The sequence below is a fragment of the Aurantibacter sp. genome (genome assembly GCF_042094015.1).
GTDB lineage: Bacteria > Bacteroidota > Bacteroidia > Flavobacteriales > Flavobacteriaceae > Aurantibacter.
The window spans coordinates 21,721-44,086 of record NZ_JBELDZ010000011.1; the positions used below are offsets into that span (position 1 = coordinate 21,721).

The 22,366-nt window shown below is 28.6% G+C and carries 22 protein-coding genes and 1 pseudogene; 22 read left to right on the top strand and 1 reads right to left on the bottom strand.

What is annotated here, in order from left to right; translation table 11 throughout:
• Window positions 1-181 precede the first annotated feature (181 nt).
• Complete coding sequence (locus ACFDSN_RS03035) at window positions 182-373, bottom strand: twin-arginine translocase TatA/TatE family subunit (protein ID WP_375238351.1); 192 nt, start codon at window positions 371-373, stop codon at window positions 182-184.
• 117 nt (window positions 374-490) lie between these two features.
• Here ACFDSN_RS03035 and ACFDSN_RS03040 point away from each other — a divergent pair, with 117 nt between their 5' ends.
• The 22 genes and pseudogenes from ACFDSN_RS03040 to ACFDSN_RS03145 form a co-directional block, all read left to right on the top strand.
• Window positions 491-1,363 carry a M23 family metallopeptidase gene (locus tag ACFDSN_RS03040; protein WP_375238352.1) on the top strand — a complete coding sequence of 291 codons (873 nt, stop codon included), beginning with the start codon at window positions 491-493 and terminating at the stop codon, window positions 1,361-1,363.
• A complete protein-coding gene (locus ACFDSN_RS03045; protein WP_375238353.1) occupies window positions 1,363-2,859 on the top strand; it encodes a GH3 auxin-responsive promoter family protein in 1,497 nt (498 codons plus the stop codon). Before ACFDSN_RS03040 ends, ACFDSN_RS03045 begins: the two co-directional genes overlap by 1 nt.
• Window positions 2,860-2,881: 22 nt before the next feature.
• Window positions 2,882-4,573 carry a hypothetical protein gene (locus ACFDSN_RS03050; protein ID WP_375238354.1) on the top strand — a complete coding sequence of 564 codons (1,692 nt, stop codon included), beginning with the start codon at window positions 2,882-2,884 and terminating at the stop codon, window positions 4,571-4,573.
• A gap of 1 nt (window position 4,574) precedes the next feature.
• A complete protein-coding gene (locus ACFDSN_RS03055) occupies window positions 4,575-5,627 on the top strand; it encodes a hypothetical protein (protein WP_375238355.1) in 1,053 nt (350 codons plus the stop codon).
• Window positions 5,617-6,633, top strand: a complete 1,017-nt coding sequence (rfbB, locus tag ACFDSN_RS03060; RefSeq protein ID WP_375238356.1) for a dTDP-glucose 4,6-dehydratase — start codon at window positions 5,617-5,619, stop codon at window positions 6,631-6,633. Before ACFDSN_RS03055 ends, rfbB begins: the two co-directional genes overlap by 11 nt.
• Window position 6,634: 1 nt before the next feature.
• On the top strand, window positions 6,635-7,498 hold the full coding sequence (gene rfbA / locus ACFDSN_RS03065; protein WP_375238357.1) for a glucose-1-phosphate thymidylyltransferase RfbA: 864 nt from the start codon (window positions 6,635-6,637) through the stop codon (window positions 7,496-7,498).
• A complete protein-coding gene (gene rfbC / locus ACFDSN_RS03070; RefSeq protein ID WP_375238358.1) occupies window positions 7,498-8,040 on the top strand; it encodes a dTDP-4-dehydrorhamnose 3,5-epimerase in 543 nt (180 codons plus the stop codon). Before rfbA ends, rfbC begins: the two co-directional genes overlap by 1 nt.
• Window positions 8,041-8,042: 2 nt before the next feature.
• On the top strand, window positions 8,043-8,891 hold the full coding sequence (gene rfbD, locus ACFDSN_RS03075; RefSeq protein WP_375238359.1) for a dTDP-4-dehydrorhamnose reductase: 849 nt from the start codon (window positions 8,043-8,045) through the stop codon (window positions 8,889-8,891).
• Window positions 8,884-9,681: a 3'(2'),5'-bisphosphate nucleotidase CysQ gene (cysQ, locus tag ACFDSN_RS03080; protein WP_375238360.1), complete on the top strand. Its 798-nt coding sequence runs from the start codon at window positions 8,884-8,886 to the stop codon at window positions 9,679-9,681. The genes rfbD and cysQ overlap by 8 nt, the downstream gene beginning before the upstream one ends.
• Before the next feature lies 1 nt (window position 9,682).
• Window positions 9,683-10,141, top strand: coding sequence for a DUF2061 domain-containing protein (locus ACFDSN_RS03085; RefSeq protein ID WP_375238361.1), 459 nt, complete (start codon window positions 9,683-9,685; stop codon window positions 10,139-10,141).
• A 14-nt stretch (window positions 10,142-10,155) separates the two neighbouring features.
• Entirely contained in the window at window positions 10,156-10,752 is a 597-nt protein-coding gene (cysC, locus tag ACFDSN_RS03090; protein ID WP_375238362.1) for an adenylyl-sulfate kinase, read from the top strand.
• Window positions 10,752-11,657, top strand: coding sequence for a sulfate adenylyltransferase subunit CysD (cysD, locus tag ACFDSN_RS03095; protein WP_375238363.1), 906 nt, complete (start codon window positions 10,752-10,754; stop codon window positions 11,655-11,657). Before cysC ends, cysD begins: the two co-directional genes overlap by 1 nt.
• Window positions 11,658-11,825: 168 nt before the next feature.
• Window positions 11,826-13,082 carry a sulfate adenylyltransferase subunit 1 gene (locus ACFDSN_RS03100; protein WP_375238364.1) on the top strand — a complete coding sequence of 419 codons (1,257 nt, stop codon included), beginning with the start codon at window positions 11,826-11,828 and terminating at the stop codon, window positions 13,080-13,082.
• Window positions 13,083-13,094: 12 nt separating this feature from the next.
• On the top strand, window positions 13,095-13,637 hold the full coding sequence (locus tag ACFDSN_RS03105; protein ID WP_375238365.1) for a hypothetical protein: 543 nt from the start codon (window positions 13,095-13,097) through the stop codon (window positions 13,635-13,637).
• Window positions 13,638-13,664: 27 nt separating this feature from the next.
• Window positions 13,665-14,963, top strand: a complete 1,299-nt coding sequence (locus ACFDSN_RS03110; protein WP_375238366.1) for a nucleotide sugar dehydrogenase — start codon at window positions 13,665-13,667, stop codon at window positions 14,961-14,963.
• Between the two features lie 9 nt (window positions 14,964-14,972).
• The gene (locus ACFDSN_RS03115; RefSeq protein WP_375238367.1) at window positions 14,973-15,977 is read left to right on the top strand and encodes an SDR family oxidoreductase; all 1,005 of its coding nucleotides are present in this window, start codon (window positions 14,973-14,975) and stop codon (window positions 15,975-15,977) included.
• 577 nt (window positions 15,978-16,554) lie between these two features.
• Entirely contained in the window at window positions 16,555-17,283 is a 729-nt protein-coding gene (locus tag ACFDSN_RS03120) for an O-antigen ligase family protein (protein WP_375238372.1), read from the top strand.
• A 3-nt stretch (window positions 17,284-17,286) separates the two neighbouring features.
• Entirely contained in the window at window positions 17,287-18,462 is a 1,176-nt protein-coding gene (locus ACFDSN_RS03125; RefSeq protein WP_375238368.1) for a hypothetical protein, read from the top strand.
• Window positions 18,452-19,777 carry an MATE family efflux transporter gene (locus ACFDSN_RS03130; protein ID WP_375238369.1) on the top strand — a complete coding sequence of 442 codons (1,326 nt, stop codon included), beginning with the start codon at window positions 18,452-18,454 and terminating at the stop codon, window positions 19,775-19,777. The genes ACFDSN_RS03125 and ACFDSN_RS03130 overlap by 11 nt, the downstream gene beginning before the upstream one ends.
• A complete protein-coding gene (locus tag ACFDSN_RS03135) occupies window positions 19,774-20,691 on the top strand; it encodes a sulfotransferase (protein ID WP_375238370.1) in 918 nt (305 codons plus the stop codon). The genes ACFDSN_RS03130 and ACFDSN_RS03135 overlap by 4 nt, the downstream gene beginning before the upstream one ends.
• On the top strand, window positions 20,691-21,668 hold the full coding sequence (locus ACFDSN_RS03140) for a glycosyltransferase (RefSeq protein WP_375238371.1): 978 nt from the start codon (window positions 20,691-20,693) through the stop codon (window positions 21,666-21,668). Before ACFDSN_RS03135 ends, ACFDSN_RS03140 begins: the two co-directional genes overlap by 1 nt.
• Window positions 21,661-22,366 (top strand): annotated as a pseudogene (locus ACFDSN_RS03145) (hypothetical protein); the annotation flags it as partial. The gene ACFDSN_RS03140 and the pseudogene ACFDSN_RS03145, both read left to right, overlap by 8 nt.

Below are 22,366 nucleotides of genomic sequence, written 5' to 3' on the forward strand. Positions count from 1 at the left end.
TACTAATATATTATATAGTTTAAAAAACGCTTCGGGTAACCGAAGCGTTTTTTGTTTATATTCTTATTAGCTTTTTCTTATAAGTTAAGTAGAATTGTTCAGAATAAAGAATAACTCATGTAGATGTACAAAAAAAGCCAACGCAAGTGCGTTGGCTTTTTTCTAGATTAATTATTTATTATTAGTCTTTAGAATCTTCTTTCTTTTCGTTATTTTCTTCTTTGCTTGCGTCTTTAAATTCTTTAATACCACTACCTAAACCTCTCATTAATTCAGGGATTTTTTTACCACCAAATAACAATAATACCAAAACAACAATAATTGCTATTTGCCAAGGTCCTATCATTCCTAAAAATATACTTGTTGAAATCATAATTATTAATTTAAGTTACAAAGTTAATAATTAAACTTTAATATTAACGTTTAAAAGTTAACTTTGGTATTAATAATAGTTTTTATAAAACAAATAAACAATTACTTTTGTATTCTAATGGTCAAAAAGCAATCGTCTCGAAAAATATTATCTAAAAAATTACTTCATAAGTATCGATTGGTAATACTTAATGAAGATACTTTTGAGGAGCGCCTATCTTTTAAATTAACGAGGCTTAATGTTTTTATTTTAGGGGTGTTTTCTTCAGTTATTCTTATTAGTTTAACCACTTTTTTAATTGCATTTACACCTTTAAAAGAGTATATACCTGGATATTCTTCTTCTGCACTAAAACATAAGGCAGTAATGCTTAGTTTTAAAGCTGACTCGTTGCAAAATGTAATTAATATAAATAATAAATATTTCAACTCCATTAAAAAAGTACTTTCGGGTGATGTTAAGGCGGAAGAATTAGATAAAGATTCAATTGCAAGTATAGTTCAAATTGAGGCTACAGATCTTGATTTTAAGCCAAGCAAGCAAGATTCTGTTTTAAGAAGTTTAGTTGAGAGAGAAGATAAGTATAGTGTATTTGAAAACGCCGAAACAACAACTAATTTTGTTTTATTTCCTCCAGTAAATGGAGGTGTAATTAGCGAAGATTTTGATGTTAAAAAGAAACATTATGCTGTAGACTTAGTTGTAGCCAAAAACACTCCGGTTAAAGCTACTGCCGATGGTATAGTGGTTTTTTCAGATTTCACAACACAAGCGGGAAATGTTATTATCTTAGAGCATAGCGATGGCTTAATATCTGTTTATAAACACAATAGTAGATTGTCTAAATCTCAAGGAGATTTAATTAAGGCTGGAGAAGTTATTGCAACCGCTGGAAATACCGGAGAAATCTCTACAGGACCTCATGTTCATTTTGAGTTGTGGAGTAATGGTTATCCAGTTAATCCAAATAATTTTATAGATTTTAAATAATGTCATTAAAATCCTTTTTAGCTATACCATTTGCAAAACTAATAAAAAAGCAAGTTTATAGGTGGGCAAATAAACCTATTGAAACTCAAGAAGTAGTTTTTAAAGAATTAATATTTAATGCTTCAAAAACTTTATTTGGACAAGATCATGATTTTGCAAATATTAAGTCACATTCAGACTTTGTTAAAAGAGTTCCTATAAGAGATTATGAAGGATTAAGGTATTATGTAGATAGAATGGTTGCTGGAGAAGAAGATATTTTATGGAAGGGAAAGCCATTATATTTTGCAAAAACATCTGGAACTACTTCTGGAGCTAAGTACATTCCTTTAACCAAAGAAAGTATGCCAAATCACATTGCGGCAGCTAAAAATGCGATTTTACTTTACATTGCAGAAACTGGTAATAGTAATATCGTAGATGGAAAAATGATTTTTCTTCAAGGTAGTCCTATTTTAACAGAGATAAACGGGATTCAATTAGGACGTTTGTCAGGAATTGTAGCTCATTTTGTTCCTAAATATCTTCAAAAAAACAGAATGCCAAGTTGGGATACCAATTGTATTGAAGATTGGGAAACTAAAGTAAATGCAGTTGTAGAAGAAACAATTTCTGAGGACATGAGTATTATATCAGGAATACCATCTTGGGTACAAATGTATTTTGAAAAACTTAACAATAAAACTGGAAAAAAAGTAGGACAACTTTTTAAAAATTTTAATCTATTTATTTATGGAGGCGTAAATTTTGAACCGTATAGAGCTAAATTTGAAAATCTAATTGGAAGAAAAGTTGATGGTATAGAGTTGTACCCTGCTAGCGAAGGTTTTTTTGCGTTTCAAGATAAACAATCTGAAAATGGAATGCTATTACAATTAAATTCAGGTATGTTTTATGAGTTTGTAAAAACAGATCAATTTTTTAACAAAAACCCTAAGCGTATTACTATTAAAGATGTAGAGCTAGGCGTTAATTACGTTATGATAATTTCAACAAATGCTGGTTTGTGGGCCTATAATATTGGAGACACAGTTATTTTCACATGTTTAAAGCCGTATCGTATTATTGTTTCAGGAAGAATAAAACATTTTATTTCAGCTTTTGGAGAACATGTTATTGGAAAAGAGGTAGAACACGCCTTAAAAATAGCTTTAGAGACTGATTTAGGCGTTAGAGTTTCAGAATTTACTGTTGCACCACAAATAAATCCAAATAAAGGATTACCATATCACGAGTGGTTTATAGAGTTTGAAAATGAGCCAGCTAATATGTTAAGTTTTGCTTCTAAAATAGATGAGGCATTACAAAATCAAAACAGTTATTATTTAGATCTTTTAGAAGGTAAGGTTTTACAAACACTTCAAATTTCAAGAGTTAAAAAAAATGGATTTCAATCCTATATGAAATCAGTTGGAAAATTAGGTGGACAAAATAAAATTCCGCGATTAACTAATGATAGGAAAATAGCAGGCGTACTTCAAAAATATTTATTGTAAATTGTCGCTTTAGTAAAAATATATGAAACCGAATATAAATAAACACGAAAGAAATAGAGCTCAAGAAAGTAGTAATGCTATAGAAAGATTGTATATAACTATGCGTCATCTTTTTAATAGAGGTTTTTATAAGCCTATGGGAGTTTCTGGCGAATCTCTTAGAGAAGCATTACTTACTTTAAGACCAGAAATTTACGGATTTATTGCCGAAGATAAGACAGAGCTTACAGGATTACATTATGTAATAGATAGATTGCCAATTGGCATAGAACAATGCAGGTATATAAACCTTACTAGTGATGAAGGATATAAAAACTCTCATTTTACACCAATAATTCCAGAAAAACGTCGTCGAAACTGTTATAGAATAGATAACGAGCAAATGAATATTGAAATTACACGAGGAAGAAGTGAAATTTATGATATTTTAACTCATTTAACTTTTCTGTTTATAGAGTCTCAAAAAATTTCTAAGCGAGTTTTAATCGATGAAAGCGGAACAACAAGCAGAGATTGGCAAAAACTAGAATCTGCTGTTTTAAGTAAAAAGAAATTAAGCCTTAAAGATCGAGAAATTGCTATAACCCATACAGCAAATATTCTAAATCACACTTTTAAAGATGTTTTAGAAATTTATAAAAATTTTGCTACAGATAAAAAACCAGAACGTTTCTTGGAAATTATATATTGGTTAGGGCAACTTTCTATTAATGAAGAATTAAAGAACGAAAAACGAATAGTTACCTTTAGTAAGGTTCTTAGAGAACGATTAGGTCATCATATTCACGGTGAAATTTGGGCAGATAATATAAAAGAAATTCTTTCTAAAAACAATTATTTAGATAGGCCAATACATATTATAAGTGCAAATCTTCATAGTGTAATGAATACATTATATGCGCCAAAAGCATTAAAAGGTAAAGTAAAGAAAAGTGCTTTTCAATTATATGAAGATTTAAGTTTAAAAGAAAACTCTAAACTCCGAGAAAAAGTAGAAATTTTAGCAAAAAAAGAAGGTTGTATATTCATAAAAGATCAGTCTGGAACCAATATAGATGTACAAATAATTGACTCTTCGGTAATTGACATTAAAGATTTAGATTTTAATGTTACATTAAATTCTACAAAAGAAAAAAATCCTATTATATTTGTTATGGATTATGCTTTTGGAGAACAAGCTTATGAAACAATAGATGAGTTGCTTAAGCCATATAAAAAAGGAGACAAGAATATTCATTTAAATATAGAGTCGCTTTCAATTATGGGTAAAGCTGGTATTTTGGAAGGTGGTAAAGGCGATATTATGATTCCTTCTGCGCATATTTTTGAAGGAACAGCAGATAACTATCCATTTAAAAATGAGCTATCTACATCAGATTTTGATTTAGATGGAATTTCGGTTTTTGAAGGTTCAATGATTACAGTTTTAGGAACATCACTTCAAAATAAGGATATTTTAAAATTCTTTTTTAATTCAACATGGAATGTTATTGGATTAGAAATGGAAGGAGCGCATTACCAGAAAGCTATTCAATCAGCTTCAAAAGTCAGAAAAAGTATTAATCCAAATGTAAAAGTAAGATATGCATATTATGCTAGTGATAACCCTTTGAAAACTGGTAGTACACTGGCATCAGGAGGTTTAGGAACCACTGGTGTAAAGCCAACATATGTTATAACACGTAAAATTATAGAGCAAATATTTAACAGTTAATATGAATAAAGAGCAGCAACCAAGTCAAGACAAAAAAGAAGAAGTAGACTTAATTATCTTTTTTAATTATATAGGAGAAAAACTAGAAAAACTATTCGGGCATATTTTAGCTTTTTTTAAAGCAATTTTTTCTGGTACAATTTATCTTTTAAAAACTTTTTTTAAAAATTGGAAAATAGTCTTAGGTGTTATTGTAATAGCTTATGGTATTGGTTATTATATGGAAAGAAACAAACAGCCACGCTACACAACAAGTATGCTTGTTGAGCCTTATTTTGATTCTAAATACCAATTAATAACTAATATTAAATATTTTAATGCACTAATAGCTAGTCAAGATACTGGTGCTATTCAAAAAATATTTAATATTACAGAAAAAGAAGTTAAGGATTTAAAAGGATTTAAAATAGAACCAGGTCCTGAAACAGAAAATGAACGTTTAATTCAGTATGAAGAATTTAAATCTAGATTAGATAGTTTAAGTTCTCAAGATTTACCTTACGATGAATTTTTGGCAAATAGAAGTGTTTACTCGGGAAAATATTACTTAATCACTGCAACTTCTACAAAAAAAGATATTTTTAAGAAGTTAGAAAATGGAATTTATTCTTCTTTTGAAAATTCTTATTCTAAAAAAATAATGGGTAGAGATTCTTTAATTATTGATATTCAAAGAAGAACATTGTTACAACAATTACAAAGAATAGACTCTTTAAAAAACATTTACATAGATGTTCTTAAACTTGAGTCTCAAAAGTATAACCCAGTAAGTTTTGGAGAAGCCGTTTTTAAAGCAGATAAGCAACAAACAAAAGAGTTTGACCTTTTAAATAAAGAATTAGCTTTAAGAGATCAGTTAAAAGATTTAGAAGAAAGATTGATTAAAAAAGATGATTTTTTTGATGTAATTACTGGTTTTCAAAAAGTAGGAAATATGTCGTATCATTGGTCTCAGAGATATAAATTAATACTTCCTGTTTTAGCGCTATTGATTCTTTGTGGATTATTTATAATTAAAAAAATTATAGAATATATTTTCAATTATGAAAAGTAAATCGCTTTTAGTTTCAGGTGGAGCAGGTTTTATTGGCGCTAATTTTATTGAATACTTTATAGAAAAACATAAAGAGATAAAACTGGTTAATGTAGACAAACTAACATACGCTGGAGATTTAAATAATTTAAACGGAATTCATAATTCAAACTATACATTTATTGAAGGAGATATTTGTAATAGGAAATTGCTTCATGATTTATTTACCGAACATCAATTTGATGGCGTTATTCATTTTGCCGCAGAATCTCATGTGGATAATTCTATAAAAAGCCCAGGAGCATTTATAGAAACAAACATAACAGGAACTTTTAACCTTATAGATGTAGCCAGAAATTTTTGGATGGATGCTCCAAATCAATATAAAAATGGTTTTGAACACGCGCGTTTTCATCATATTTCTACAGATGAAGTGTATGGAACTTTAGGAGAAACAGGATTGTTTACTGAAAAAACACCATATGCTCCAAATAGTCCATATAGTGCATCCAAGGCGTCTAGCGATTTTATAGTTAGAAGCTATTTTCACACTTACGGGATGAATGTTGTTACAACTAATTGCTCAAATAATTATGGTCCAAAACAACATAACGAGAAATTAATTCCAACTATAATTAAAAAAGCAATTTCTGGAGAACAAATCCCAATCTATGGTAATGGTTTAAATGTTAGAGATTGGTTATATGTTTTAGATCACTGTAAAGGTATAGAAACAGTTTTTAGTAAAGGTAAAACAGGAGAGACATACAATATAGGTGGGAAAAACGAGAGAAATAATTTATATATTGTAAATACAATTTGTTCAATACTAGATAATGTTTTACCTGGAAAAGAACCATACAATAAACAGATATCGTTTGTTGATGATAGAGCTGGACACGATTTTAGATATGCCATAGATGCTTCAAAAATAGAAACAGAATTAGGCTGGAAAGCTGATGAAAATTTTGAAACAGGAATTAAAAAAACAGTAACTTGGTATCTTAATAAATATAAAAAACAGTAAAATGAAAGGTATTATACTTGCAGGTGGCTCTGGAACAAGACTACATCCTTTAACAAAAGTATTAAGTAAGCAGCTTATGCCTGTTTATGATAAACCAATGATATATTATCCGCTTTCAACATTAATGGAAGCAGGAATAAAGGAAATATTAATAATATCTACTCCAGATCATTTACCATTATTTAAACAATTATTAGGAGACGGATCTCAACTAGGTTGTTCTTTTCAGTATACAGTACAAGAAAAACCTAATGGTTTGGCTGAAGCATTTATTATTGGAGCTGATTTTATAGGGAAAGACAAAGTAGCTTTAGTATTAGGAGACAATATTTTTTATGGAACTGGATTATCTGATTTGTTACAAGGAAACAATAATCCAGATGGAGGTATAGTTTATGCTTACCATGTAACAGATCCAGAACGCTATGGTGTTGTAAATTTTGATGAAGAAGGTAAAGCACTATCTATTGAAGAAAAACCTGAAAAACCAAAATCTAATTATGCAGTTCCAGGGATTTATTTCTATGATAATAATGTTGTTGATATAGCAAAGTCAATTAAACCTAGCGATAGAGGAGAGCTAGAGATTACAGATATAAATAAAGTTTATTTAGACAAAGGAAAGTTGAAGGTTAGTGTTTTAGACAAAGGTACTGCGTGGTTAGACACGGGAACATTTAATTCTTTAATGCAAGCAGCTCAATTTGTGCAAGTTATTGAAGAACGTCAAGGTTTAAAAATTGGTGCAATAGAAGAAGTTGCATATAGAATGGGATATATTACTAAAGAACAATTAAAAAATTTAGCCTTACCACTACTAAAAAGTGGCTATGGAAAGCACTTATTAAATCTTACAAAACAGTAATGAAAGTTAGTTCAACAGGCTTAAATGGATGCTATATTATAGAACCAAAAATTCACGGAGACGAAAGAGGCTATTTTTTTGAAGCTTATAACGAGTCTTTATTTAATGAGGCTTTGGGCTTTAAAGTTAGTTTTGTTCAAGATAACGAAGCATTCTCGTCAAAAGGAGTTCTTAGAGGATTACATTTTCAAAAAGATAAATTTGCACAAGCAAAATTAGTTAGAGTAACTCAAGGATCTGTTTTAGACGTAGTGGTAGATTTACAGCCAGAATCGTCTACTTTTTTAAAAACATTTACTATTAAATTATCTTCAGAAAACAAGAAACAATTATTTGTTCCAAGAGGTTTTGCTCATGGCTATATTGTTTTAAGTGATACAGCTATATTTAATTATAAATGTGATAATGTTTATAATCAAGCATCAGAAAGTGGAATAATATACAATGATGAAACATTAAATATTGATTGGATTTTAGAATCTTCAGAATTTATTATTTCAGAAAAAGATAAAATATTACCAACTATTAAAACTATGTTTTAATTATGCGAGTTCTTGTAATAGGCTCAAAAGGGCAATTAGGACAAAGTTTAAAATCTATAGCTTTAAATTATGCTATAGATTTTATATTTTCTGATAGAAGTGTTTTAGATATAACAAATCAAAAAAACATTAAATTATACTTTAAAAATAATGAGTTTGATTATTGTGTTAATTGCTCAGCATATACAGCCGTAGATAAAGCTGAAGAAGAATTAGAATTAGCAACAAAAATAAACGTACTAGGCGTTTCCTATCTTGCAGAGGCTTGTAAAAATAGCAAAACTGAACTTATACATATATCAACAGATTTTGTTTTTCAAGGTAATTCTTTCAAACCATATAAAGAAAGTGATGTAACAAAACCAATTTCAGTTTACGGCAAAACAAAATTAGAAGGAGAAAAAATAATTAAAAAAACACTAGAAAATCATTATATTATTAGAACATCATGGTTATATTCTGAATTTGGAAATAATTTCATGAAAAGTATGCTTAATTTATCTAAAACACGTAAAGAATTAAGTATAATAAATGATCAAATAGGAACACCAACATATGCATTAGACTTAGCTGAAGTTATAATTAAAATAATAGAAATTAAACCTCTTTACGGGATATACAACTATAGTAATGAAGGTGTAGCAACTTGGTATGATTTTGCCAAAACAATATTTGAATATGCTGAGCAAACAGTAAAAACAAACCCGATTCCAACAACAGAATACCCAACACCAGCCATGAGACCAGTGTTTAGTGTGCTAGATAAAAGTAAAATAAAAAATAATCTTCAGATAGAAATACCTTATTGGAGAGATAGTTTAAAAAACGCCATAAAAAACTACAATGAATAAAAATTTAGAAATAGCTATTAAAGCTAGTTTAGAAGCGGGAAAAGTTATTATGAAAGTTTATGATACTGCATTTAATGTAGAAATAAAAGACGATAAATCTCCTTTAACTGAGGCAGATAAACGAGCGAATGATATTATAAACTCTTATTTAGTAAATACAGAATTTCCAATAATAAGTGAAGAAAATAGACAAACAGATTATTCAACTCGAAAAAACTGGAATACTTGTTGGGTTGTAGATCCTGTAGATGGTACTAAAGAGTTTATAAAGCGTAATGGAGAGTTCACGGTTAATATTGCATTGGTTACTAACGGAAAGCCCGAATTAGGTGTAATATATGTACCAGCTACAAAAACAATTTATGTAGCCGATGTAAAAACAAAAGATGCGTTTAAAGCAGAATTAAATAGTCATGAGGTTTCATTAGAAAATGTGTTAAATTTGTCAACAAAATTACAGCCTAAAGCTATAGACTCTAATCCGGTACAAGTAGTAGGAAGTAGATCTCATATGAGTCAAGAAACACTAGATTTTGTAGAGACAATTAAAAAAGAAGGTAAAGATGTAGAGGTAGTGTCAAAAGGAAGTTCTTTAAAGTTTTGTCTAATTGCAGAAGGAAACGCAGATGTATACCCTAGATTTGCGCCAACTATGGAATGGGATACAGCAGCGGGACAGGCAATTTGTAATGCGGTTGGCGTAGATGTGATATCTCATGAAACTAATCAACCACTTCTATATAATAAGGAAAACTTGTTGAACCCTTGGTTTTTAGTAGCAAAAAAATAATATGGCAATTTTAAAAAAATCGTCACATATACGTAGCATTCTTAAAGGGGTTTCATGGCGTGTTATAGCAACAGTAGATACCGTTTTTGTTGTTCTATTTATTACTTGTTTGTTAGAAGAATGTAGTATAGAGAATGCTATAAAAATTGGTGCTTCAGAGTTTTTAATAAAATTAGCTATATTTTATTTTCACGAGAGAATATGGTTAAATATACTATCTAAGCAAGCAACGACAAACAAGGAAATTTTATACAAATCTTTGTCATGGCGATTCGTTGCAACAACAACAACATTTATAATTTCAGGTGTAATTTTAGATGGTTTTGATGAAATTGCACTTTTCATAGCATTAACAGAACTGTTTACTAAATTTGCACTATTCTATATACACGAAAAAATATGGTTAAAATTGCCATTGGGTAGAATTAGAAGATTTTTATTTGGTCCTAGAAGAAACTAAATTCAATAATATCTATGAAAGAAAATATAATTAAACATGATTATCAGGTTTCTAAAAAAGACAGGCAAAATGATAATAAACATAAATCTTTCTTAATTTGGTTTACAGGTTTATCTGGATCAGGAAAATCCACAATAGCTAACTTGGTTGAACAAGAATTATATAACCTAGGTGTCAAAACGTATAGTTTAGATGGAGATAATATTAGAAAAGGAATAAACAAAGACTTAAGCTTTTCTCCAGAAGACAGAACAGAAAACGTAAGAAGAATAGCAGAAGTCTCTAATTTAATGGTAGATGCTGGATTAGTTGTTTTAGGAGCTTTTGTATCACCTTATAAAAAAGATAGAGAGGATATTAAAAGTATCGTTAAAGTTGTTAACTTTGTCGAGGTTTTCATAAACACTAGTGTGGAAGAATGTGAGCGTAGAGATGTTAAAGGTCTTTACAAAAAAGCTAGAGCAGGTGAAATAAAAAATATGACAGGAATTTCTGCACCTTATGAAGAACCAGAAAACCCTGATATTAAAATTAATACAGAACAAAAATCGGTTCAAGAAGCTGTTAGTGAAATAATTAGCTATATAAAACCAAAATTAAAACTGGAATAATGAGTAAATATTATTTAAATTATTTAGATGAATTAGAAAGTGAAGCAATCTTTATTTTACGTGAGGTTTGGGCGCAGTTTGAAAATCCAGTAATTTTATTTTCAGGAGGAAAAGACTCTATTTTAGTTACACATTTAGCTAAAAAAGCATTTCATCCTGCAAAAATTCCATTCCCATTAATGCATGTAGATACAGGGCACAATTTCCCTGAAACTATTCAATTTAGAGATGACATTATTAAAGAATTAGGAGTAAAACTAATTGTTGGTTCTGTACAAGAATCTATAGATGATGGTAGAGTTGCTGAAGAAAAAGGTAAAAACGCAACTAGAAATGCACTACAAATAACAACACTACTTGATGCTATAGAATCTAATAAGATTGATTGCGCCATTGGTGGAGGAAGACGTGATGAAGAAAAAGCGAGAGCTAAAGAACGCTTTTTTTCTCATAGAGATGATTTTGGACAATGGGATCCAAAAAATCAAAGACCAGAATTATGGAATATTTTTAATGGTAAACATTTTGAAGGTGAGCATTTTAGAGCTTTTCCAATAAGTAACTGGACAGAAATGGATGTTTGGAACTACATAAAACGTGAAAACATTGCAATTCCATCTTTATACTATGCACATGAACGTGAGGTTGTATGGAGACAAGACACATGGATTCCAAACTCTGAGTTTTTAGTTTTGGAACATCACGAAGAAGTTGTTACAAAGAAAATACGTTTTAGAACTTTAGGAGATATAACAATTACTGGAGGAGATGAATCTGAAGCAGATACGTTAGAGAAAATTGCAGCAGAAGTTGCGGGTATGAGAAATACCGAAAGAGGAAATAGAAGTGATGATAAGCGTTCTGAATCTGCAATGGAAGATAGAAAACGTCAAGGATATTTTTAATTACCTATGTAGTTATATTTTTTAGTTTTGAGAGATTGACAATTTCTTATTTTGGTTATGCTAATGTTATAGCAAATTTAAAAAACAAAACATAAAATATTTCATTTAATAAAAAGGACGGAAACTTTACATATAGGGTAAAAAAATTAGCATTAATATAAAATAGTAATGGAAATAGATAACAATCAATTATTACGATTTACAACAGCAGGAAGTGTAGATGACGGTAAGTCTACTTTAATAGGGAGATTACTATACGATTCTAAATCTATCTTTGAAGACCAGTTAGAAGCAATTACAAATACTAGTAAGAAAAAAGGTCATGAAGGCGTAGACTTGGCATTGTTTACAGATGGATTAAGAGATGAACGTGAGCAAGGTATTACAATAGATGTTGCGTATAGATATTTTACAACTCCAAAACGTAAGTTTATAATTGCAGACACACCAGGACATATTCAATATACACGCAACATGGTAACAGGAGCTTCTACAGCAAATGTTGCTACTATTTTAATTGATGCAAGACATGGTGTTATTGAGCAAACAAAGAGACATGCGTTTATTGCTTCTTTATTACAAATTCCACACATTATTGTATGTGTTAATAAAATGGATTTAGTAGATTATTCAGAAGAAGTTTATAACAATATTATAAGACAATTTGAAGACATCTCTTCAAAGATGTTAGTAACGGATGTTCGTTTTATTCCAATGAGTGCATTAAATGGAGATAATGTTGTAAATAAATCTACAAATATGCCTTGGTTTCAAGGAGCTCCAATGTTACACACACTAGAGACAATGCATATTAGTAGTGATATTAACAAAGTAGATGCTCGTTTTCCAGTTCAGACAGTTTTAAGACCACAACGAGAAGGTTTTATTGATTATAGAGGTTATGCCGGTAGAGTTTCTAGTGGTATTTTTAGAAAAGGAGATGAGGTTACAGTAATGCCTTCTGGATTTAATTCTAAAATTAAAAGCATTGATACCTTAGAAAAAGAACTAGAAGAAGCTTATGCACCAATGTCTGTAGCAATTACTTTAGAAGATGATATAGATATTAGTCGTGGAGATATGATTGTAAAATCTAATAATAAACCAGAAGCAGTTCAAGATATAGATGTTATGCTATGTTGGTTAAATAACGCACCAGCAAAACCAAGAGCAAAATATACAATTAAACATACCTCAAACGATCAAAAAGCAATGATAAAAGAGGTTGTTTACAAGTATAATATTAATACTTTAGAACGAATTAATGATGATAAAGATCTTAAGATGAATGATATCTGTAAGGTTAAAATCCGTACAACAAAACCTTTAATGGTTGATTCTTATAGAGAGAATAGGGTGACGGGAAGTGTGATTTTAGTAGATGATGCAACAAATGAAACTGTTGCAGCAGGAATGATAGTTTAAATTTTTATAAAAATGAAAAAAATTCCTTTAATACTTACTTTGTTTATTGCATTTTCGTGCAATAATACTCCTAAGCAAGAGCAACAGGTTGAACCAACCAAAACACTTAATCAAAACGATGAGCCTGAAAAAGAGTTTATTGTTAAGTTAAATTATAAATCAGATCAAGCGGATCAATTTGTATTTACACTAAAAAACATAAAAGTTGATGAGTTCCAAACTAAAAAAATAATTATTGAAGAGAAGGTTTCAATAACAACAAGTATGGATGAAATAGTAGCTAATTTTGGCGATAATATTTCAAACTCTATGTTTATAGATCTAGGAAGGAAAAAAACTAAAAATGTTCTTTTGGAATCCGTTATGCTATCATATGGGAAATACAAATTAATAATTCAACCTTCGGATTTGGAAAAGTATTTTAAATTTAATAATTATGTGTCGTTAAATTTAGAAACTAATACCTTAACTACAAAAAAAATAGAGGGTAGAAGTATTCCAATAATTAGATTGAAACAAAATGCTTTTAAGCTCTTAAAAAAAGAGAATAAATAAGTTCTGAATTTTAAAAGAGGTATATGAATGAAGCAAGTTAAAAAAATTGCAATTATTGGTTTAGGCTATGTAGGCCTGCCTTTAGCTGTGGAGTTTGGTAAAAAATTTAAAACCGTTGGATTTGATATTCAAGAATCTAGAATAGCTGAATTAATGCAGTTTAAGGATAGTACGTTAGAGGTTGATAATGAATCACTAGAACAGACCATAAAAACCAAAGAGGCATTAATAGATAATGGGTTATATTGTACTAATAAAGTAGAAGAAATTTCAGATTGCAATGTGTTTATAGTAACGGTTCCAACACCAACAGACAAACACAATAGACCTATTTTAACACCTTTAATTAAAGCTAGTGAAAGTATAGGGCAAGTTCTTAAAAATGGAGATATTGTTGTTTATGAATCTACAGTTTATCCTGGAGTTACAGAAGACGAATGTGTTCCGGTATTAGAGCAAATTTCTGGTTTAAAATTTAATGTAGATTTTTATGCTGGATATTCGCCTGAGAGAATTAATCCAGGAGACAAAAAGCATACAGTTACTAAAATTAGAAAAGTAACGAGTGGTTCTACACCAGAAATTGCAGAAGTAGTTGATCAACTGTATGGTTCTATTATAACAGCTGGGACTTTTAAAGCAGCAAGTATAAAAGTTGCTGAAGCTGCCAAAGTTATAGAAAATTCTCAAAGAGATATAAACATAGCCTTTGTAAATGAATTAAGTAAAATATTTAATCGTTTAGATATTGATACTCAAGATGTGTTGGAAGCAGCTAGAACAAAATGGAATTTTTTGCCTTTTACACCAGGATTAGTTGGTGGACATTGTATAGGCGTAGATCCATATTATTTAGCACAAAAAGCACAAGAGGTTGGGTATTTTCCAGAAATTATTTTAGCAGGAAGACGCTTAAATGATACTATGGGAGTTTATATTACTTCAGAGATTGTAAAGCATATGATTAATAAAAACATTAAAGTAAAAAATGCAAATGTGCTTTTATTAGGAATTACCTTTAAAGAAAATTGTCCTGACATTAGAAACTCTAAGGTAATAGATGTTTACAGAGAATTACTTTCATATAATTTAAATATCGATGTTTTTGATCCTTGGGCAGATAAAGAAGAGGTGAAAAAAGAATATAATTTAGATTTAATTTCAAAAAAAGAGTTAGGAAATAAAGAGCCATATGATACGGTTATATTGGCTGTTGCTCACAATCAATTTTTAGAATTAGATTTAAATAAATTAAAAAAGAATATTAGCGTTGTTTACGATGTTAAAAGTGTTTTGCCAAAAGAAAATGTAGACGCAAGATTATAAAATTAATTTATGTTCGATACAAAATATCATAATAATCAAGATCTAAATAAGTATAAATTTCTAGTTACAGGAGGCGCTGGTTTTATAGGCTCTAATTTAGTAGAATATTTATTAAAATATAATGCAGGTCATATAGTTATTTTAGATAATTTTTCTAATGGCTATAGAAAAAACATAGCAGAATTTATTAAAGAACCTAACGTTACTTTAATAGAAGGAGATATTCAAGATTTTGAGACTTGTAAAAAAGCAGTTAACGGTGTTGATTATGTTTTACATCAAGCAGCACTAGGATCTGTACCTAGATCATTAGCAGATCCAGTAACAACAAATAATGTTAATATTTCTGGTTATCTAAATATGCTTCAAGCCTCTAAAGATGCAAACGTTAAACGTATGGTTTATGCAGCATCTTCTAGTACTTACGGAGACAGTAAATCTTTACCAAAAATAGAAGATGTTATTGGAAAACCATTATCGCCATACGCTATTACAAAATATGTTAATGAGCTTTATGCAGATATTTTTTCAGCTAGCTATGGATTTAATGCGATAGGATTAAGGTATTTTAATGTTTTTGGACCTAAACAAGATCCAAATGGAGCTTATGCAGCTGTAATTCCTTTATTTTTTGATGCAGCCGTAAATAATACAGCTGTAAAAATTAACGGAGATGGAGAGCAAACTAGAGACTTTACATTTATTGAAAATGTAGTACAAGCTAATTTAAAGTCTTTATTTGCAACAATAGATAAGCATGAGGTCTTTAATGTTGCTGTAGGAGAACGTATTTCTGTAAATAACCTATGGAATAAAATAGCAAACTTAACAGGAACAACAACTCAGGCAAATTATGGTGTAACAAGACCTGGAGATGTAAGAGATTCTTTAGCCAATATAGATAAAGGAAGGCAAATTCTAGGATACAATCCTTTGTTTAATTATAATGAAGGTTTAGAGATTACGCACAAATGGTTTAAGGCTAATAAAGCATTTTTAAATGAAGAGTCTTAATGTATTAAAAAAAGAAAGTTCTTATATCTTTTTAATTATTCTTTGTTTTTATCCGTTAATGTCTTTTCCATTAATGTCTAAAACAATTATATGTTTTTTGTTGTTATCTATTTTAACTTACTACAAAAATTTTACAAAAAACTTAAAAAAACTTACAATAAAACCATTATTAATAAACAGTGGGTTCTATGTGTTAATGATTTTAACATTATTATATTCTAATAACACTAATACTGGGTTAAAAGAGCTACAGCAAACAATACCTTTTTTATTATTCCCAATAGTGTTTTTCTATTTTCAACCTAAATTTTCAAAGAAAAGATTTAATTATGTTATTCTTTCTTTTGTAATTTCTAATTTTATTTTTTTATTAAGAGCATATAATTTCTTCATTTTTAGGCTTTCAGAACTTAAAACGTTTAGCTTTAAAGATAAATCATATATAGAGAAAGTTTTTTTAATTTGTAAAACATCATTTGTAAAAATAACCTCAAATGCAATAAATGTAAAGAATAATCCGCCTGATTTTTTTTTTCATAAGGCTTATATTTCAATGATATTTTTATTAGCTATTTGTATGGCTATTTATTTGCTTTTCTATACGAAATGGAATTATTGGGTTAAATCAGTTTTAGTTTTTATCGCACTATTATTGTCATTTTCTATCTTTCACTTCTTTTCAATTCCTAATTTATTGGCTTTTATATTGGTAATTCCGTTGCTGCTTTACTTTAATATTAAATCTAAATTAAAAAATTACGTATCACTTTTTCTAATAGTTATAATTCCATTAACTATTTATAACTCAGATTTTATTACAAATAAATTGATTGCTAATAAAAACATTGCACAATTAAAACGATTTGTAAAAGACCCAATTTCTTTTAGTCCAGAGCTTGGAGAACAAAAATCTAGAAGTATGATAAATTTTTGCAGTCTTGAACTTATTAAAACCGCTCCATTTATCGGTTATGGTATTGGAGACGCAAAGGATGAGTTGATAACTTGCTATGAAGATTCTGATTTTATTGAAGGTGTTTTATATGAGTATAATTCGCATAATTATTATTTGAAATTAATAATTTCCGGAGGTATAATTTTATTTCTTAGCTTTTTATATTTATTAATCAGTAATTTTGTTATTGCTATAAAATTAGAAAAATGGCTATATATTTCATTTATAGTTATCATTGGTGTTAATTTACTGTCTGAGAATATTTTAGGTAGGGCTCACGGTATTTTGTTTTTCGCATTATTTAATAGCTTGTTTTATAAAAAACACTTATTATATACCTCTAAAAAGTAAGTTATGGCTGCATTTATAGACATTGTTTATATACTCTTTAATCTTGTATTTAAGTTATTTCTGCTTGCTACTGTTGTTTTTTATTGTTTTAAAGTAAGTAAGCAGAATAATTTTAAGCTTTATAATATTCTATTGTTATTTGGAATTCACTATGCTTTTACTTTTTTTTATTGGTACTCAAGTAAAATAAATGTGGCAGACTCTACTAAGTATTACCTAGATGCATCTGAAGCGACAAGCTGGTTTAGTTTAATAGGTATATCCACAGACTTTATTAAATTTTTAACTTACCCACTAGTCCATTATTTACAATTAGACTATCTAGCTGTATTTTTGGTTTATTCTACGTTATCGTTTGTTGGTTTTATAAAATTATATAAACTTATTTTAAGCTTTGAATATTCTACAACACTAAAAATACTTGGTATTCCAATTTTTCCTTTAGTGTTATTTCTTCCTGGTTTGCATTACTGGACCTGTGCTCTTGGGAAAGATAGCTTAGCCTTTTTTGTTGTAGTCTTTTTTATAGAACATTTGGTTAATAACAAGAGTAAATCAGGTATGTTGTTAATAATAACAGTGTTACTGCTAATTAGACCTTATTTAGTGATTTTCATGTTTATTGCTTTTATTTTAAATATAACTTTATTTAAAAGCAATTTCACATTTAAAAAAGGATTCCTGGTTTTTTTCAGTTTAATTATTGGTTTCATTTCAATTAAAGTGCTTTTCAACTACTTAAATGTAGATATGATGTCTTACGTGTTTGATAGAGCAAGTAAATTAAGTAGGATAGCAAGTAGGAGATTAGAAGCGGTTGGAGGAAGTTATATTGTACCAGATAATTATAATATTTTTCATAAAATGTACCTCTATCTTTTTACACCCTTATTTATTGGAGCAAAAAGTATTATGCAGATAATTGCTTCTTTTGAGAATTTATTTTTATTAATTCTAGTCATTAAATATGTTTTTAGTTTTTCTTTAAAATTTTATAAGAAGCATACTCATTTTAGATTTATATTAATGTACTGCTTAATCTTTTTAATTATAAAGGCATACATGCTTTTTAATATTGGAATAGCAGTTAGACAGAAATTTATGATTGTCCCTTTTATTATTTACTTATTATTTGCTCAATATTCATACAACCAAATACAGAAGCAATATGAAGGGTGAGATATTAAAATTAGTTAAAAAAGTTAAGAGTGATGAGATTTTGAGTAAAAGTAGCTCTTCATTTGTACTCCGAGTTTTTGGATTTTTGTCAAGTTATCTTTTCACTTACATCGTTACGCAATATTTTGGTGCGGAAACCCAAGGGATGTTTGCATTGTGTATGGCAACTGCAGCAATTTTTGCTGTATTCCCTAGCTTAGGATTTAATATTAATCTTGTGAAAACAATTTCATCAGGTAGTGAAAATGAAAACTTTAAAGACCTTTATTTAAAAATTATTTCTTTAGTAACTATTTTATCTGTTATTTTAGGAATTTCACTATTTTATTTTTCGGAATTTATTTCTGAACAAATATTTTTTAATAGTAAAATGACGTCACTATTAAAAACAACATCTTTTTTAATATTACCAACAGTTTTTATTGCTATAAATGGAGGCGTTTATAGAGGCTTGAAAAGAATAAATATATTTACTTTTATCTCTGGAAGTTTAGGTAAATTCCTGCTTTCTAGTTTGTTTTTATTTAGTGTTGTCTTATTTTTTAATGTAGAAAATCAACAATTCCCTTTGTACTGTTATTTAACAACTATGTGGATTTTAGCACTATACTCTTTATTTGATATTAGCCTTACATTATTTAAATTAAAAGGAAAGAATAAATATAATATTAAAAATTATATTATGGAGTCTTTGCCGATGCTATTTTCTTCTTCGTTATTTATTTTCTTAGGGTTTATAGATACTTTTATGTTGGGGTATTTCGAGTCAGAAAAGATTGTAGGTTATTATTCAGTTGCTTTAAAGTTATCTGTTCTTTCTAGCTTCTTCTTGGCTTCTATAAATGCTATATTGTCGCCAGTTTTATCCAAGTTGTATAAAGAGAAAAAAATGGATGTCTTTCAAGAAAAAGTTCAGCTTACTGCTAAAATTAATTTTTTCTTATCTGGAGGGATAACTTTTGTTATTATGCTTTTTGCACCATTTTTTTTAAATATTTATGGTGAGGACTTTAAAACTGCATCTACTGTTTTAATTATTTTATGTTTTGGTCAATTAGTGAACTCTATATCTGGTTCTGTAGGTAATATATTAAATATGACCAATAATCAAACAGTTTTTAAAAATATAATATTATTTTCGTTCATATTAAACGTACTATTAAACCTATTGTTAGTTATTAAATATGGTATGGTTGGAGTTGCAACGGCTAGTGTTATAACTATTATATCTTGGAATTTACTGTCTGTTTATTATGTAAAAAAGAAGTTAGGAGTAATTTCTTTTTATAATCCATTTTTTAAAAAAACAAAATGAAAGTAAACAAACCTGATTTCTTAATTGTTGGAGCACCTAAAGCAGGAACTACTTCGTTACATTATTATCTATCTAATCACCCAGAAGTTTATATGAGTACACCTAAAGATACTGGTGTTTTTTTAAACTTGGCAAAAATAAAAGAGTATAGAGGGGAAGAGGATATTAGACCACCTAAAGGAAATTTTCCGACAATTGAATCTTTCTTTAAGATTTTTGAAAATAAAAAAGAGAATCAAATTGCTGGAGAAGCAAGTATAGGAAACCTATATTTCCATAAAGAAGTAATTCCACTAATTAAAGAACACTTAGGAGATGTAAAAATAATTATATCTTTAAGAGATCCAATTGCAAGAGCATTTTCAGCATATGCAATGCAGGTAAGAGATTCTAGAGAACATTTATCTTTCTCAGATAGTTTGGAGAAAGAAGAAGAACGTAAAAAACGTAATTTTGAATATATTTGGTACTTTAGATCTTGTAGTATGTATTACGACCAAGTTAAAGCATATAAGGATAATTTTTCAGATGTTAAAGTTGTAATCTCTGAAGATTTTTATATCGATAAAGACAAATACATAAATGATATTTTTGAATTTTTAAATGTAAGTAAAAACTTACAACTTGATTTAGAAACTAATTTGAATCAATCAGGAGTTCCTAAAAACCGCCAACTTCATAAATGGTTAGTGATGAAGAATAAATTTAGAGCCGTAAGGTTAATTCTTCCAAGAAACTTAAGAATTTATATATATAAAAATTTCCTAAGAGACTTTATAGGTTACGATAAGTTAAAATATAACAACGAAAAATTGGAATATTTATTAAGTTTTATACAAGATGATGTTGTTAAGTTGTCCGAGCTTTTGGACAGAGATTTAAATTCGTTTTGGTTAGATAAATATAAAAAATAATGACTATAAGTATTGTTTTTATAGGAAAAAATGCAGCACATTTAATAGAGGAAAACTATATAAATAGACCATTTCCAGAGTTAGATTTTGCAACAGAAATTATTTATGTAGATTCAGACTCTTCAGATAACAGTGTTGCTTTAGTTAAACAATTAGGCTGGAATTGTATTGAGCTTTCCAGTAAAGGAAGGTTATCTGCAGCAGCTGGAAGACACATAGGAACTCTACAAGCAAAAGGAGATTATATTCTCTACTTGGACTCTGATATGGTTCTTAACTTGGTAAATAACAAAACAATCCCAGATTTAATTGCCAAACACACAGATAAACTAAACGTCTCTGGTTTTGGCGGAATAACAATTGATGTTATAAATAGCAAAAAACGAAAAAGAATAAAGAGAGAAAAAGACGGACAAAATGCTAGTACTTATGGTGGTTTTGTGTTACTTAACAGAAAAGATGTTTTAGAAGCTGGTAATTGGAATGGAAATGTAATTGCAAATGAAGAAAATGAACTCTATGCTAGGTTAATAAAAAACAATAAGAAAGTGTTAATATCTAGAGATATGGAGTGTTTTCATTACACAGATAGACCATCTTCAAGAATAAATATATTACTTAATACTTATTATCCCTTCACAGCAAAAAGTAAGTTTGTTTATGGAGCACCTGGATTGGGATTAAAATCAGCAATAAAGAATAAGTCTTGGAAAATATACCTAAAAAAATTTAATCGAGAAGCTTTATTTTTTGCATTAGTCTTTTTTGTAATAATTTTATTAGAGTTGTTTAGACCATTTAACTTTATCTATCGATTTGCTGCTTACGTAATATTATTTATACTATTCTTATACATTGTAAGCCTAAAAAGATCAATTTTTTTTGCGGTAATTTGTCCCGCTTTGTTTATTCAATTAGTTTACGGTTACTTTATATATAATGAAAAAGCAATAGTAGTAAAAAAAGCACATGAATAAAGAGTTAATCTATAAAAAAAGTCCTGTTTGGGTACAAAATCTAATAATATCTCTGTATGGATTAATACTTTACAAAAAGAGATATGGTAAAGACTATTTTAATAAATTTAATTATTTTATCAATAAAGATTATTCTAATTATGAAAATGAAGTAAAACTTCAAGAAGAAAAATTTTTAAAATTTTTAAAATTTGTAGCTAAGAATAGTAGTTATTATAAGGAGTTATATAAAAATATAGATTTAACAACTATTAAGTCTCTAAAAGATATAACTAAACTACCTATTTTAACAAAAGATAATTTAAGGGCTAACGTAGAAGATATTTATACCATTTCCGAAAAGGAAGGATTTGCTTCCTTTACAGGTGGAACAACTGGTAAATCATTAAAAGTTTTATTTACAGGAGAAGATATTAAGACTAGAATGGCTTATCTAGATGCCTTTAAATATAGGTTAGGAATAAAAAACCCATTAAAAAACAGAAAAGCTACATTTAGTGGTAAATCAATAATTTATGGGCAGCCAAAATCTGTTTTTTGGAGAAATAATTATATATATAATCAAAGATTATACTCTACATTTCATTTAAGTGAAGAAAACCTTCCTAATTATGTTAAAAATTTTAATAGCTTTAAGCCCGAGGTTTTAAATGGCTTTGTTTCTGCTATTTATGAGTTTGCTTTATATATAAAAAGAA